Raw genomic sequence first — 15,820 nt, 5'->3', positions numbered from 1 at the left:
CAGAGCCGAAAGGATCTGATAGAGTCGGAGACGCAAGACCGAAGGGAAGCGCCCGGAGGAAGCCCGCGAGGGCAGGCCGAAGGAAGCGTCCGTTCCTTGAGAACTCAACAGCGTGCCAAAAGTCAACGCCAGATATGTTGATACCCCGTCTCCAACATCACGTTGGGACGAGGTTCCTTTGAAAGACCTTCCGACCTGTTCGGGAGGCACACACAGCGAGGACGCTGTGAACCGTGGGGATTATTCCTCCCCATGGTTCCGCTCAACGCGAGTGTTTTTGCCGGATTACCGGTAAGCATTCACGGAGAGTTTGATCCTGGCTCAGGACGAACGCTGGCGGCGTGCTTAACACATGCAAGTCGAACGATGAACCGGCTTCGGTCGGGGATTAGTGGCGAACGGGTGAGTAACACGTGGGCAATCTGCCCTTCACTCTGGGACAAGCCCTGGAAACGGGGTCTAATACCGGATATGACGCGCGACCGCATGGTCTGTGCGTGGAAAGCTCCGGCGGTGAAGGATGAGCCCGCGGCCTATCAGCTTGTTGGTGAGGTAATGGCTCACCAAGGCGACGACGGGTAGCCGGCCTGAGAGGGCGACCGGCCACACTGGGACTGAGACACGGCCCAGACTCCTACGGGAGGCAGCAGTGGGGAATATTGCACAATGGGCGAAAGCCTGATGCAGCGACGCCGCGTGAGGGATGACGGCCTTCGGGTTGTAAACCTCTTTCAGCAGGGAAGAAGCGCAAGTGACGGTACCTGCAGAAGAAGCGCCGGCTAACTACGTGCCAGCAGCCGCGGTAATACGTAGGGCGCGAGCGTTGTCCGGAATTATTGGGCGTAAAGAGCTCGTAGGCGGCTTGTCGCGTCGGATGTGAAAGCCCGGGGCTTAACCCCGGGTCTGCATTCGATACGGGCAGGCTAGAGTTCGGTAGGGGAGATCGGAATTCCTGGTGTAGCGGTGAAATGCGCAGATATCAGGAGGAACACCGGTGGCGAAGGCGGATCTCTGGGCCGATACTGACGCTGAGGAGCGAAAGCGTGGGGAGCGAACAGGATTAGATACCCTGGTAGTCCACGCCGTAAACGTTGGGAACTAGGTGTGGGCGACATTCCACGTCGTCCGTGCCGCAGCTAACGCATTAAGTTCCCCGCCTGGGGAGTACGGCCGCAAGGCTAAAACTCAAAGGAATTGACGGGGGCCCGCACAAGCAGCGGAGCATGTGGCTTAATTCGACGCAACGCGAAGAACCTTACCAAGGCTTGACATACACCGGAAACGTCTGGAGACAGGCGCCCCCTTGTGGTCGGTGTACAGGTGGTGCATGGCTGTCGTCAGCTCGTGTCGTGAGATGTTGGGTTAAGTCCCGCAACGAGCGCAACCCTTGTTCTGTGTTGCCAGCATGCCTTTCGGGGTGATGGGGACTCACAGGAGACTGCCGGGGTCAACTCGGAGGAAGGTGGGGACGACGTCAAGTCATCATGCCCCTTATGTCTTGGGCTGCACACGTGCTACAATGGCCGGTACAATGAGCTGCGATACCGCGAGGTGGAGCGAATCTCAAAAAGCCGGTCTCAGTTCGGATTGGGGTCTGCAACTCGACCCCATGAAGTCGGAGTTGCTAGTAATCGCAGATCAGCATTGCTGCGGTGAATACGTTCCCGGGCCTTGTACACACCGCCCGTCACGTCACGAAAGTCGGTAACACCCGAAGCCGGTGGCCCAACCCCTTGTGGGAGGGAATCGTCGAAGGTGGGACTGGCGATTGGGACGAAGTCGTAACAAGGTAGCCGTACCGGAAGGTGCGGCTGGATCACCTCCTTTCTAAGGAGCACTTCTTACTCGGACTTGGTTCGGGTCAGAGGCCAGTACATCAGCGAGTGTCTGATGCTGGTTGCTCATGGGTGGAACGTTGACTACTCGGCACGATTGGTGAGGGTTCATTAGTACTGCTTCGGCGTGGAACGTGAGCTGTGAACTGGTCGGGTCGGGCACGCTGTTGGGTGTCTGAGGGTACGGACTACGGTCTGAACCTTCGCGATGCCGGCCCCGGTGAAGGACCCTTGAAGGGTGTGTGACGGGTGGCTGGTCGTTGCTTGAGAACTGCACAGTGGACGCGAGCATCTGTGGCCAAGTTTTTAAGGGCGCACGGTGGATGCCTTGGCACCAGGAACCGATGAAGGACGTGGGAGGCCGCGATAGGCCCCGGGGAGCTGTCAACCGAGCTTTGATCCGGGGGTGTCCGAATGGGGAAACCCGGCAGTCGTCATGGGCTGTCACCCGCTGCTGAACACATAGGCAGTGTGGAGGGAACGCGGGGAAGTGAAACATCTCAGTACCCGCAGGAAGAGAAAACAACCGTGATTCCGGGAGTAGTGGCGAGCGAAACTGGATGAGGCCAAACCGTATTGGTGTGATACCCGGCAGGGGTTGCCAGTGCGGGGTTGTGGGATCTCTTTTCTGCAGTCTGCCGGCTGTGGGACGAGTCAGAAACCGTTGATGTAGGCGAAGGACATGCGAAAGGTCCGGCGTAGAGGGTAAGACCCCCGTAGCTGAAACGTCAGCGGCTCGTTTGAGAGACACCCAAGTAGCACGGGGCCCGAGAAATCCCGTGTGAATCTGGCGGGACCACCCGTTAAGCCTAAATATTCCCTGGTGACCGATAGCGGATAGTACCGTGAGGGAATGGTGAAAAGTACCGCGGGAGCGGAGTGAAATAGTACCTGAAACCGTGTGCCTACAAGCCGTGGGAGCGTCGCTGTCATCTTTGATGGCAGTCGTGACTGCGTGCCTTTTGAAGAATGAGCCTGCGAGTTAGCGGTGTGTAGCGAGGTTAACCCGTGTGGGGAAGCCGTAGCGAAAGCGAGTCCGAAGAGGGCGGTTTGAGTTGCACGCTCTAGACCCGAAGCGGAGTGATCTAGCCATGGGCAGGTTGAAGCGGAGGTAAGACTTCGTGGAGGACCGAACCCACCAGGGTTGAAAACCTGGGGGATGACCTGTGGTTAGGGGTGAAAGGCCAATCAAACTCCGTGATAGCTGGTTCTCCCCGAAATGCATTTAGGTGCAGCGTCGTGTGTTTCTTGCCGGAGGTAGAGCACTGGATAGGCGATGGGCCCTACCGGGTTACTGACCTTAGCCAAACTCCGAATGCCGGTAAGTGAGAGCGCGGCAGTGAGACTGTGGGGGATAAGCTCCATGGTCGAGAGGGAAACAGCCCAGAGCATCGACTAAGGCCCCTAAGCGTGTGCTAAGTGGGAAAGGATGTGGAGTCGCAGAGACAACCAGGAGGTTGGCTTAGAAGCAGCCATCCTTGAAAGAGTGCGTAATAGCTCACTGGGCAAGTGATTCCGCGCCGACAATGTAGCGGGGCTCAAGTACACCGCCGAAGTCGTGTCATTGCAGCATTACTCCTAACGGAGGCTGTGATGGGTAGGGGAGCGTCGTGTGCCGGGTGAAGCAGCCGTGGAAGCGAGTTGTGGACGGTTCACGAGTGAGAATGCAGGCATGAGTAGCGATACAAGAGTGGGAAACTCTTGCGCCGATTGACTAAGGGTTCCTGGGTCAAGCTGATCTGCCCAGGGTAAGTCGGGACCTAAGGCGAGGCCGACAGGCGTAGTCGATGGACAACCGGTTGATATTCCGGTACCCGCTTTGAAGCGCCCAGTACTGAATCAGGCGATGCTAAGTCCGTGAAGCCGCCCTGGAGCCTTCGGGCAAAGGGGAGTGGTGGAGCCGACGGACCAGACTTGTAGTAGGTAAGCGATGGGGTGACGCAGGAAGGTAGTCCAGCCCGGGCGGTGGTTGTCCCGGGGTAAGGGTGTAGGCCGTGTGGTAGGTAAATCCGTCACACGTTGAGGCTGAGACCTGATGCCGAGCCGATTGTGGTGAAGTGGATGATCCTATGCTGTCGAGAAAAGCCTCTAGTGAGTTTCAAGGCGGCCCGTACCCTAAACCGACTCAGGTGGTCAGGTAGAGAATACCGAGGCGTTCGGGTGAACTATGGTTAAGGAACTCGGCAAAATGCCCCCGTAACTTCGGGAGAAGGGGGGCCATTTCCGGTGATCACTCTTGCAGTGTGAGCTGGGGGTGGCCGCAGAGACCAGCGAGAAGCGACTGTTTACTAAAAACACAGGTCCGTGCGAAGCCGTAAGGCGATGTATACGGACTGACGCCTGCCCGGTGCTGGAACGTTAAGGGGACCGGTTAGCTCCATTTCGGTGGGGCGAAGCTGAGAACTTAAGCGCCAGTAAACGGCGGTGGTAACTATAACCATCCTAAGGTAGCGAAATTCCTTGTCGGGTAAGTTCCGACCTGCACGAATGGCGTAACGACTTCTCGACTGTCTCTCAACCATAGGCCCGGTGAAATTGCATTACGAGTAAAGATGCTCGTTTCGCGCAGCAGGACGGAAAGACCCCGGGACCTTTACTATAGCTTGATATTGGTGTTCGGTTCGGCTTGTGTAGGATAGGTGGGAGACTGTGAAGCGCCAACGCCAGTTGGTGTGGAGTCGTTGTTGAAATACCACTCTGGTCGTGCTGGATGTCTAACCTGGGTCCGTGATCCGGATCAGGGACAGTGTCTGGTGGGTAGTTTAACTGGGGCGGTTGCCTCCTAAAGGGTAACGGAGGCGCCCAAAGGTTCCCTCAGCCTGGTTGGTAATCAGGTGTTGAGTGTAAGTGCACAAGGGAGCTTGACTGTGAGACTGACGGGTCGAGCAGGTACGAAAGTAGGGACTAGTGATCCGGCGGTGGCTTGTGGAAGCGCCGTCGCTCAACGGATAAAAGGTACCCCGGGGATAACAGGCTGATCTTCCCCAAGAGTCCATATCGACGGGATGGTTTGGCACCTCGATGTCGGCTCGTCGCATCCTGGGGCTGGAGTCGGTCCCAAGGGTTGGGCTGTTCGCCCATTAAAGCGGTACGCGAGCTGGGTTTAGAACGTCGTGAGACAGTTCGGTCCCTATCCGCTGTGCGCGTAGGAGTCTTGAGAAGGGCTGTCCCTAGTACGAGAGGACCGGGACGGACGGACCTCTGGTGTGCCAGTTGTTCTGCCAAGGGCATGGCTGGTTGGCTACGTTCGGAAAGGATAACCGCTGAAAGCATCTAAGCGGGAAGCCTGCTTCGAGATGAGGGCTCCCTCCCACTTGATGGGGTAAGGCTCCCAGTAGATGACTGGGTTGATAGGCCAGATATGGAAGACCGGTAACGGTTGGAGTTGACTGGTACTAATAGGCCGAGGGCTTGTCCTCAGTTGCTCGCGTCCACTGTGTTGGTTCTGAAGCCACGAACAGACCAACGGTTGTTCTAAGTTTCATAGTGTTTCGGTGGTTTTAGCGTTAGGGAAACGCCCGGTTACATTCCGAACCCGGAAGCTAAGCCTTTCAGCGCCGATGGTACTGCAGGGGGGACCCTGTGGGAGAGTAGGACGCCGCCGAACTATCATTCAGCTCCGGTCCTTGAACCTTCTGGTTCAGGGGCCGGAGCTTTTTTGTTCGGGGGATGAGGTGTTAGGCGTAACGTGACGTTCAACTGACCTGGACATGCTCCGCGGCATGGGGACAGTGGGAACGCTCAGGTCGGCCGGTGTTCGTGCTGGTGACGAGGTGGTGGTGCCGGCCTACGGCAACGCCGAAGTCGCCTGTGCCGTGGTGGAGTTGGGAGCGGTGCCGGTGTTCGCGGATGTGGATGCCGACAGTTACTGCCTGGACCCGGCGGCGGTGGCGGACGCGGTCAACGGCCGGACCGCCGCCGTGGTGGCGGTGCACCGGTTCGGGCGGCCGGCGGAGGTGGCGTGGATCCGTGAAGTGGGCCAGCGGTACGGGCTGTTGGTGCTGGTCGAGGACGAGCCGGGCGCGCGGCCGGAGGGGGCGGAGCTGCGGGGGGAGCATGCCCGGTACCTGGACGGGCGGTTGCGGGGCGTGCGGACGCCGGTGCCCGCGGCCGGGCACACCTATGAGCGCTATGTGGTGCGGGTGCCGGGGAACGGGCGGCCGGACCGGGATGCCTTCGCACGGGCGTTGCGGGGCAAGGGAGTTGGGTGCCGGGTGCCGGTGCGGACGCCGGTGTACCGGATGCCGGGGCTGCGACGGGACGTCTTTCTGCCGGAGACCGAGCGGGCGGTTGACGAGACGCTGGCGCTGCCGATCGAGGCCGGGATGACGCGGCGCGAGGTGCAGCGGATGGCGGGGGCCTGCAATGCGCTGGGGGGATTGCTCCAGCCGGCTTTCTGAGCGGGTGTGGTCCGGTTCGGAAATGGCGTGGGAGTGGGGTAGTATTTATCTCGTTGCCGGCCCCAATAGCTCAGTCGGCAGAGCGTCTCCATGGTAAGGAGAAGGTCTACGGTTCGATTCCGTATTGGGGCTCAGATAAGGGAAAGTCCCCCACCGGTTGGTGGGGGACTTTTTCGTTTGCGGATTACGGGAGAAGGCGGGTGGCCCCGCCGCCCGGCCCAAAGGGCGCTAGGCGGCGGGGATTTCGGGGACGCGGAGGGCGAGGATGGCCATGTCGTCGGAGGCCGGTTCGGCGGCGAAGCGTTCCACGGCGCGCAGGACGCGGGCGGCGACGGCACCGGCGGTCAGGCCCGTACACGTCGTCAGGACGTCGGTGAGGCCGTCGTCGCCGAGCATGCGGGTGCCCTCGCGGCGTTCGGTGACGCCGTCGGTGACGCACAGCAGGACGTCGCCCGGGTCGAGGGTGACGGTCTGTTCGTAGAGTTCGAGGTCGTCCATGACGCCGAGGAGGGGCTGGGGTTCGGCGGCCGGCTCGACGGAGCCGTCCTGGCGGAGGCGGAGCGGGAGCGGGTGCCCGGCGCAGACGACCTTCAGCAGGGCGCTGCCGTCGTCCTGGGGCCACAACTCGCCGTAGAGGAGCGTCAGGAAGCGGCTGCGGGCGCCCTCGTCGAGGATGGCGGCGTTGAGCCGCTCCAGGACGGCGGGGCCGCCGAAGCCCTCGCGGGCGAGGAGGCGGAGGGCGTGGCGGGCCAGGCCCGTGACGGCGGCGGCCTCGGGGCCGGTGCCGCAGACGTCGCCGATGGCGAAGCCGTAGGCACCGTCGCGGATCGGGAAGAGGTCGTAGAAGTCGCCGCCGACCTCGTTGCCCTCGCCGGCCGCGCGGTAGATGACCTCGGCCTCCACACCGGGGATGTCGGGGAGTTCCGGGGGCAGCAGGCTGCGCTGGAGGGACTGGCTGATGGCGGTGCGCTCGCTGTAGAGGCGGGCGTTGTCCAGGGCCAGGGCGGCGCGTCGGGAGAGGTCCTCGGCGAGTTCGAGGATCTCCTGGCGGAAGTGCTCCTCGGTGGGCTTGCCGAGGGTGAGCATGCCGATGACGCGGTTGCGGGCGACCAGGGGGAGGACGACGGTCTCGCCGCCGACCGCGGCGGCGGTGGCGAGGGTGGCGCCGGGTCCCTTGGACGGGCGGGCGGACTCCTCCAGGCCGAGGCTGCGCAGGGAGGTGCGCAGCGCCGCGTCGTGGGCGGCGTCGGCGGGGGCGGTCCAGACGCGGGCGCCGGGGGTGGGGACCGGTTCGGGCGGGTCGACCCTCCGCAGGAGGGTCTTGAGGCCGTCGATGCGGTCCTCGTCCTCGTGGAGGACGTAGGAGAGTTCGGGGTCGGACGCCTGGTCGGCGACGGTGTAGACGGCGCACCAGGTGGCGAGGGTGGGGACCGTCATCTGGGCCATCAGGGCCAGGGTCTGGTCGCGGTCGAGGGTGCCGGCCAGGAGGTCGGACGCCTCGACGAGGAAGGAGAGGGAGCCGCGGCGGAGCTTCTCCAGCTCGGTGAGCCGGGCCCGTTCGACGGCGAGGGCGATGCGGTCGGCGGCGAACTGGAGGCGCAGGGCCTCTTCGTTGGTGTAGCGGGCGGGGCTCTCGGCGGCGACGCCCAGCGAGCCGGTGAGCCGGCCCTCGACCTTGAGCGGGACGGTGACGACCGAGCGCATGCCCGTGCCGGCCAGCAGCGGGACGGCGCCGGGGACGGCGGTGAGGTCTTCGTGGACGGCGGGCATCCGGGCGGAGCCGTAGCGTCCGGAGCCGGCTTCGACGGGGACGCGGGCGAACCGCTGGCGGGCGGAGGGCAGGCCCGTCGAGGCGCGGACCTCCAGCTCGGTCTCGTCGTCGGTGGCCAGGAGGAGGTAGGCCGCGTCGCCGTCGAGCATGTCGCGGGCGCGTTCGACGGTGCGCTGGAGGAGGCCGTCGAGGTCGTCGGGGGCGGGGGAGCCGATGAAGACCTCGAAGGGGTCGGCGGGGCGGCCCTCGGGCGTGGGGGTGGTGTCGGTGGCGGGCGGGCGCTGGGGGCTCTGGAGGATGGCGCGCTCGTGGTCGCGGACGAGCAGGCAGACGGTGGACGCCTCGCCGTCGGCGTCGCGGACCCGCAGGTGGGAGGCGTAGACGGGGACGACGCGGCCGTCGGCGTCCCTTATGCCGTAGGAGCCCTCCCAGCGGGAGAGCTGGAGCGCCTCGGCGATGCCGGTGCCGGTGCCGGGGGTGTGCGGCCAGGCGGCGAAGTCGGTGAGGGGTTTGCCGATGACCTGTTCGGGGTCGTAGCCGAAGACGTCCTGGGCGTCGTCGTTCCAGAACGTGACGCCGCCGCCGCGGTCGACCTGGATCACCGCGACCCGGACCCGGGTGTCGGTGACGGGGAGGGCGTCCACGGGGAGGGCGGGGCCGGCGGAGCGGGTGCCGGCCGGGCGCTCGGGGAGTTCGAGGTGGAACCAGACGTGTTTCTGGGCGGCGGTGTACTCCACGCCCCAGCGGGCGGCCAGCGCGCCGCACAGCAGCAGGCCGCGGCCGCCCTCGCGGTCGGGGTGGACCATGGCCTGGCCGGTGCTCTGGAGGGGGATCTCGCGCTCGGGGTAGCGGTCGGCGACGGAGATCCGGACGCCGCCGTCGGTGCGCAGGCACAGGACGTCGGCGGCGGTGCCGGCGTGCACCACGGCGTTGGTGACCAGTTCGCTGGTGAGGACCACGGCATCGTCGACGATGTCGGCGCAGCCCCAGCCCTGGAGGGTGTCGCGGACGAAGGCGCGGGCTGTGGCGACGGAGCGCCCGACCGGCTCGAAGGTGGCGGCGGCCCGCGCGGTGATCACTGGTCTCCTCGTGCGTGTGTCGGTGATCTGCTCCCCCATGGTCGCGGTGCCCCTCCGAATACCTGTCGTGCTCGCACCACCGCCCGTAGGGAAACGCCGGGTCGGGTGGACAGCCGTATGCCAGGTTACTTACCTTCGCCGGGCCCGGGGATGCCGGTCACGTGTCTTTCGCCCCAATCGTGCGTCGGGACGGTGTGCGATGCTGCCGAACTGTTATGGCCTGGTTGAGCCGTGGTGAAACACTGGGCAAGCATGAAGAGAGAGCCCGGAGAGAACAGTCGACCCTGCGGGAGGGACACGGTGGAGTCTGGCGCAGTCGCGCGGGGCGCAAGCACGCGCGCAAAAGGCGGACGATCCCGGAGCAATGGGACGACTGAGGTCGATACAGCTGCGCTGAATCGGCTGCTCGCCGCGCTCGTCGCCATGCGGGACGGGAACTTCCGCAAGCGGTTGACGGTTTCCGGCGAAGGCGTCATGTCGGAGATCGCGGCGGTCTTCAACGAGGTCGCCGACCGCAATCTGCATCTGACGGGTGAGCTGGCGCGGGTGCGCCGGGTCGTCGGACGTGAGGGAAAGCTCACGGAGCGGCTGGAGGTCGGCGCGGCCGAGGGTTCCTGGGCCGCGGCCATCGAGGCGTCCAACGCCCTGGTCGACGATCTGGTGCGGCCGGTCTCCGAGGTGGGGCGGGTGCTGTCCGCGGTCTCCGAGGGCGACCTGGAGCAGCGGATGGACCTGCGGTCGCGGAGTTCGGACAGCTCTTCGGAGCATCCTCTGAGGGGTGAATTCCTGAAGGTAGGCCGGACCGTCAACGGTCTGGTGGACCAGCTCTCCGCCTTCACCGACGAAGTCACCAGGGTGGCCAGCGAGGTCGGCACGGAGGGCAAGCTCGGCGGTCAGGCGCGGGTGCGCGGAATGTCGGGTTCGTGGAAAGACCTCACGGATTCGGTCAATACGATGGCGTCCCGGCTGACCGCGCAGGTACGTGACATCGCTCTCGTCACCACGGCCGTGGCCAAGGGTGATCTGTCGCGCAAGGTGACCGTCCATGTCGCCGGCGAGATGCTGGAGCTGAAGAACACCGTCAACACGATGGTGGACCAGCTGTCGTCGTTCGCCTCCGAGGTGACCCGGGTCGCGCGCGAGGTCGGCACCGAGGGCGAGCTGGGCGGCCAGGCCCAGGTCCCCGGGGTGGCCGGGGTGTGGAAGGACCTGACGGACTCCGTCAACCTCATGGCGGGCAATCTCACCGCGCAGGTGCGCGGGATCGCCCAGGTCACCACCGCGGTCGCCAACGGCGACCTGTCGCAGAAGGTCACGGTCAGCGCCCGCGGCGAGGTGGCGCAGCTGGCCGAGACCATCAACACCATGACCGAGACCCTGCGCACCTTCGCCGACGAGGTGACGCGGGTGGCCAACGAGGTCGGGGCCGAGGGCCAGCTCGGCGGCCAGGCGCAGGTGCCGGGCGCCGCCGGTACGTGGAAGGACCTCACCGACTCGGTGAACAACGCCTTCCGCAACCTCACCGGACAGGTCCGGGACATTGCCCAGGTGACGACGGCGGTGGCCAACGGTGACCTCTCGCAGAAGGTCACCGTCGATGTGGCCGGTGAGATGCTGGAGTTGAAGAACACCGTCAACACGATGGTGGACCAGCTCTCGTCGTTCGGTGCCGAAGTGACGCGGGTGGCGCGGGAGATCGGCGTCGAGGGCGAACTGGGCGGCCAGGCCGCCGTACCGGGCGCGGCCGGCACGTGGAAGGACCTCACCGACTCCGTCAACACCGCCTTCCGCAACCTCACCGGGCAGGTGCGCAACATCGCCCAGGTGACGACGGCGGTGGCCAACGGCGACCTCTCGCAGAAGGTCACCGTGGACGTCTCCGGCGAGATGCTCCAGCTGAAGAACACCGTGAACACCATGGTGGACCAGCTGTCGTCGTTCGCCGACCAGGTCACGCGGATGGCCAGGGACGTGGGCACGGAGGGCCGGCTGGGCGGCCAGGCGCGGGTGGACGGCGTCAGCGGCACCTGGAAGGAACTGACCGACTCCGTCAACTTCATGGCGGGGAACCTGACTTCGCAGGTGCGGCAGATCGCGCAGGTGACGACGGCGGTGGCGCGGGGCGACCTGTCGCAGAAGATCGACGTCGACGCGCGCGGCGAGATCCTGGAGCTGAAGAACACCATCAACACGATGGTCGACCAGCTCTCCGCCTTCGCCGAGCAGGTGACCCGGGTGGCCCGGGAGGTCGGTACGGAGGGCCGGCTGGGCGGTCAGGCGCAGGTGCCGGGCGTCGCCGGTGTCTGGCGCGATCTGACCGACTCGGTGAACGGCATGGCCGGCAATCTCACCGCGCAGGTCCGCAACATCGCGCAGGTCGCGACGGCGGTGGCGCGCGGTGACCTGTCGCAGAAGATCGACGTGGATGCGCGCGGCGAGATCCTGGAGCTGAAGAACACCCTCAACACCATGGTGGACCAGCTCTCCTCGTTCGCCGAGGAGGTCACCCGGGTCGCCAGGGAGGTCGGCACGGAGGGCATCCTGGGCGGCCAGGCCGAGGTCCAGGGCGTCAGCGGCACCTGGAAGGACCTCACCCAGTCCGTCAACTTCATGGCGAACAACCTGACTTCGCAGGTGCGCAACATCGGCGAGGTGACGACCGCGGTGGCCCGCGGCGACCTCTCCAAGAAGATCACCGTCGACGCCAAGGGCGAGATCCTCGAACTCGTCACGACCGTGAACACCATGGTCGACCAGCTGTCGCTGTTCGCTGAGCAGGTGACGCGGGTGGCCCGCGAGGTCGGTACGGAGGGTCAACTCGGCGGCCAGGCAAGGGTTCCGGGCGTCACCGGGATCTGGAAGGACCTCAGCGACAACGTCAACCTGATGGCCAACAACCTGACCATCCAGGTGCGGAACATCTCGCAGGTCTCGGCGGCGGTCGCCAACGGCGACCTGACGAAGAAGGTGACGGTCGAGGCGCGCGGCGAGGTCGCGCAGCTCGCCGACACCGTCAACACCATGGTGACCACGCTCTCGTCGTTCGCCGACGAGGTGACCCGGGTGGCCCGTGAGGTGGGCACCGACGGCATCCTGGGCGGCCAGGCCCGCGTCCCCGGTGTCGCCGGCACGTGGAAGGACCTCACGGAGTCGGTGAACTCCATGGCCAACAACCTGACCGGCCAGGTCCGCAACATCGCCATGGTGACCACCGCCATCGCCAAGGGCGATCTGACCAAGAAGATCGACATCGACGCGCGGGGCGAGATCCTGGCGCTGAAGACCACCATCAACACGATGGTCGACCAGCTGTCGTCGTTCGCCGAGCAGGTCACCAGGGTGGCCCGCGAGGTGGGCACGGAGGGCCAGCTGGGCGGTCAGGCGCAGGTGCGCGGCGTGGCCGGCACCTGGAAGGACCTGACGGAGTCGGTGAACGAGATGGCCGGGAACCTCACCCGGCAGGTGCGGGCCATCGCCGCGGTCGCCGCGGCGGTGACCCTCGGCGACCACAACGTCCGCATCGACGTGGACGCGGCCGGCGAGATCCTGGAACTCCAGGACAACATCAACACCATGATCTCCACGCTCCGGGAGACCACCCTCGCCAACGAGGAGCAGGACTGGCTGAAGGGCAACCTCGCCCGGATCTCCGGTCTGATGCAGGGCCGCCGCGACCTCAAGGACGTCGCCACGCTCATCATGAGCGAGCTCTCGCCCGCGGTCTCCGCGCAGCACGGCGCCTTCTTCCTCGCCGCGCGGCCGGACGTACAGGAGATCGGCACCGACGGCGACGGCGGGTACGAGCTGCGGCTGATGGGCTCGTACGGCTACTCCATGGGGGAGATGCCGACGACGTTCCGGCCCGGGGAGACGCTGATCGGGACGGCGGCCGAGGAGGGCCGCACGATCCTGGTGGAGAACGTGCCCTCCGGCTACCTCAAGATCGCCTCCGGGCTGGGGGAGGCGCCGCCGGCCAACGTCATCGTGCTGCCGGTGCTCTTCGAGGACAAGGTCCTCGGCGTCATCGAGCTGGCGTCCTTCCAGCCGTTCACCCAGATCCAGAAGGACTTCCTCAGCCAGATCGCCGAGATGATCGCGACGAGCGTCAACACCATCTCGGTCAACACCAAGACCGAGCTGCTGCTGGCGCAGTCGCAGGAGCTGACCGAGCAACTCAAGGAGCGCTCCGCGGAGTTGGAGAGCCGGCAGCGGGCGCTGGAGCTGTCCAACTCCGAACTGGAGGAGAAGGCCGAGCAGCTGCGGCAGCAGAACCGCGACATCGAGGTGAAGAACACCGAGATCGAGGAGGCCCGGCAGGTCCTGGAGGAGCGCGCCGAGCAGCTCGCGGTCTCCATGCGCTACAAGTCGGAGTTCCTGGCGAACATGTCGCACGAGCTGCGCACGCCGCTGAACTCGCTGCTGATCCTCGCCAAGCTGCTGGCCGACAACGCCGAGGGGAACCTCTCCCCGAAGCAGGTGGAGTTCTCCGAGACCATCCACGGCGCCGGTTCCGATCTGCTCCAGCTGATCAACGACATCCTCGACCTGTCGAAGGTGGAGGCCGGCAAGATGGACGTCAGCCCGACCCGGATCGCGCTGGTCCAGCTCGTCGACTACGTCGAGGCGACGTTCCGGCCGCTGACGGCCGAGAAGGGGCTCGACTTCTCCGTACGGGTCTCCCCGGAGCTGCCCGCGACGCTGCACACCGACGAGCAGCGGCTCCTGCAGGTGCTGCGCAACCTCCTCTCCAACGCGGTGAAGTTCACCGACAGCGGCGCCGTGGAGCTGGTGATCCGGCCGGCCGGGGAGGACGTCCCGGTGGCCATCCGCGAGCAGCTGCTGGAGCACGGCTCGCTGCGCGACCCGGACGCCGACATGATCGCCTTCTCGGTGACCGACACCGGTATCGGCATCGCGCCGAGCAAGATGCGGGTCATCTTCGAGGCGTTCAAGCAGGCCGACGGGACCACCAGCCGCAAGTACGGCGGTACGGGCCTGGGCCTGTCCATCAGCCGGGAGATCGCACGGCTGCTGGGCGGCGAGATCCACGTCCAGAGCGAGCCCAACCGCGGCTCGACGTTCACGCTGTACCTCCCGCACAACCCGGGCGGGCTGCCGCCGCAGGGCTATCCGCAGCTGGTCGCCGGCGGGCTGGCGATGGACGCGGAGGCGCGCGAGGTCGAGACCGGACGCGTCGAGGGCGAGGAGCCGGCGCGTGAGACGGGGGTCGGCGGCAGCCTCAACCGCCGCCGGCGGCGGGCGGTTTCGGGCGCAGCGCGGCGGCTCGCGCTGCCCGGCCAGTCGCCCTCCGTGGCGGCCGGTGCGCCGCAGCCGTCGGCCGTGGCGGGCCAGCAGCCGGAGGAGTCCTGGCTCGGCAACGGGCAGGACCTCGTCGACCCGGGCTTCGAGGGCGGCTTCCACGGCGAGAAGGTGCTGATCGTCGACGACGACATCCGCAACGTCTTCGCGCTCACCAGCGTCCTGGAGCAGCACGGCCTTTCGGTGCTGTACGCGGAGAACGGCCGGGAGGGCATCGAGGTGCTGGAGCAGCACGACGATATCGTGCTGGTCCTGATGGACATCATGATGCCGGAGATGGACGGTTACGCGACGACGGCCGCGATCCGGCGGATGCCGCAGTTCGCCGGGCTGCCCATCATCGCGCTGACGGCGAAGGCGATGAAGGGCGACCGGGAGAAGAGCATCGACTCCGGGGCGTCGGACTACGTGACCAAGCCGGTGGACACCGATCATCTGCTGTCGGTCATGGAGCACTGGATGCGACAGAGGTGACGGGGCGTCCGGTGGGCGTCCAGTATGGGGATCCGGAAGAGGATCACCGCGTGCTGACTGAGTGTGGCCGTGGGCGTGTGGAAGCGCGGGATTCGGGGAACCTTCTCGTCTCTCGCTGCGTTTCCGCTACGTGCACAGTGACATCGCGGTGACAGGGTGTGGCGACAGGCGGGGTGCAGCTACCATGACCGGCACAAGGACGGGCGGCGTGACGGAGCCGTCCCCTGGGGCGGCGTCCGGTTCGATGCCGGGGCGAGGAGGACGGGCCATGGTGCAGAAGGCCAAGATCCTCCTGGTCGATGACCGGCCGGAGAATCTGCTGGCGCTGGAGGCGATCCTCTCCGCGCTCGATCAGACACTGGTGCGGGCATCGTCCGGGGAGGAAGCGCTCAAGGCACTGCTCACCGACGACTTCGCGGTGATTCTGCTCGATGTGCAGATGCCGGGGATGGACGGCTTCGAGACCGCCGCGCACATCAAGCGGCGGGAGCGCACCCGCGACATCCCGATCATCTTCCTCACCGCGATCAACCACGGCCCGCACCACACCTTCCGCGGCTACGCGGCCGGCGCGGTCGACTACATCTCCAAGCCGTTCGACCCGTGGGTGCTGCGCGCCAAGGTCTCGGTCTTCGTCGACCTGTACATGAAGAACTGCCAACTGCGCGAGCAGGCGGCGCTGCTGCGGCTGCAGCTGGACGGCGGCCGGCAGAGCGTCGGCGAGACCAAGGAGTCGGCCGGGCTGCTCGCCGAGCTCTCCGCGCGGCTGGCCGCCGTGGAGGAGCAGGCCGAGGCGCTCTCCAAGCAGCTCGACGAGTCCGCGGACGCCGCGGCGGTGGCCACCGCCGCGCATCTGGAGCGCAAACTCACCGGCCTGCGGCGGGCGCTGGACGCCCTGGAGCCGGGGGCCGGGGCACCCACCGGCTGACGGGGCGTCCGGGG

General features: G+C 65.8%; 4 protein-coding genes, 1 tRNA gene and 3 rRNA genes. 7 read left to right on the top strand and 1 reads right to left on the bottom strand.

What is annotated here, in order from left to right; translation table 11 throughout:
- Positions 1–298 precede the first annotated feature (298 nt).
- The 5 genes from ACRAS8_RS09845 to ACRAS8_RS09825 all read left to right on the top strand — a co-directional run bounded on the left by ACRAS8_RS09845 (position 299) and on the right by ACRAS8_RS09825 (position 6,367).
- Positions 299–1,827: ribosomal RNA gene (locus tag ACRAS8_RS09845) — 16S ribosomal RNA — on the top strand.
- A gap of 304 nt (positions 1,828–2,131) precedes the next feature.
- Positions 2,132–5,254: ribosomal RNA gene (locus tag ACRAS8_RS09840) — 23S ribosomal RNA — on the top strand.
- Positions 5,255–5,325: 71 nt separating this feature from the next.
- Positions 5,326–5,442: ribosomal RNA gene (rrf, locus tag ACRAS8_RS09835) — 5S ribosomal RNA — on the top strand.
- The 16S, 23S and 5S rRNA genes sit together here, the layout of an rRNA operon.
- Before the next feature lie 115 nt (positions 5,443–5,557).
- Positions 5,558–6,235 (top strand): DegT/DnrJ/EryC1/StrS family aminotransferase, encoded by a 678-nt coding sequence (locus ACRAS8_RS09830; RefSeq protein WP_438485560.1) that lies wholly within the window; start codon positions 5,558–5,560, stop codon positions 6,233–6,235.
- A 59-nt stretch (positions 6,236–6,294) separates the two neighbouring features.
- A tRNA-Thr gene (locus ACRAS8_RS09825) sits at positions 6,295–6,367 on the top strand.
- A 96-nt stretch (positions 6,368–6,463) separates the two neighbouring features.
- On the opposite strand, the gene ACRAS8_RS09820 is transcribed toward ACRAS8_RS09825, so the two are convergent.
- Positions 6,464–9,124 (bottom strand): SpoIIE family protein phosphatase, encoded by a 2,661-nt coding sequence (locus tag ACRAS8_RS09820; protein ID WP_438485559.1) that lies wholly within the window; start codon positions 9,122–9,124, stop codon positions 6,464–6,466.
- 261 nt (positions 9,125–9,385) lie between these two features.
- Between ACRAS8_RS09820 and ACRAS8_RS09815 the strand changes: the two genes are divergently transcribed.
- Positions 9,386–14,878: a HAMP domain-containing protein gene (locus ACRAS8_RS09815; RefSeq protein ID WP_438485558.1), complete on the top strand. Its 5,493-nt coding sequence runs from the start codon at positions 9,386–9,388 to the stop codon at positions 14,876–14,878.
- 268 nt (positions 14,879–15,146) lie between these two features.
- On the top strand, positions 15,147–15,806 hold the full coding sequence (locus ACRAS8_RS09810; protein WP_039632206.1) for a response regulator: 660 nt from the start codon (positions 15,147–15,149) through the stop codon (positions 15,804–15,806).
- The last annotated feature ends 14 nt before the right edge of the window (positions 15,807–15,820 follow it).

Origin of the sequence: Streptomyces sp. S186, assembly GCF_051603415.1 — a bacterium.
Classification (GTDB): domain Bacteria; phylum Actinomycetota; class Actinomycetes; order Streptomycetales; family Streptomycetaceae; genus Streptomyces.
This window is presented reverse-complemented; position numbering and strand designations above follow the sequence as displayed.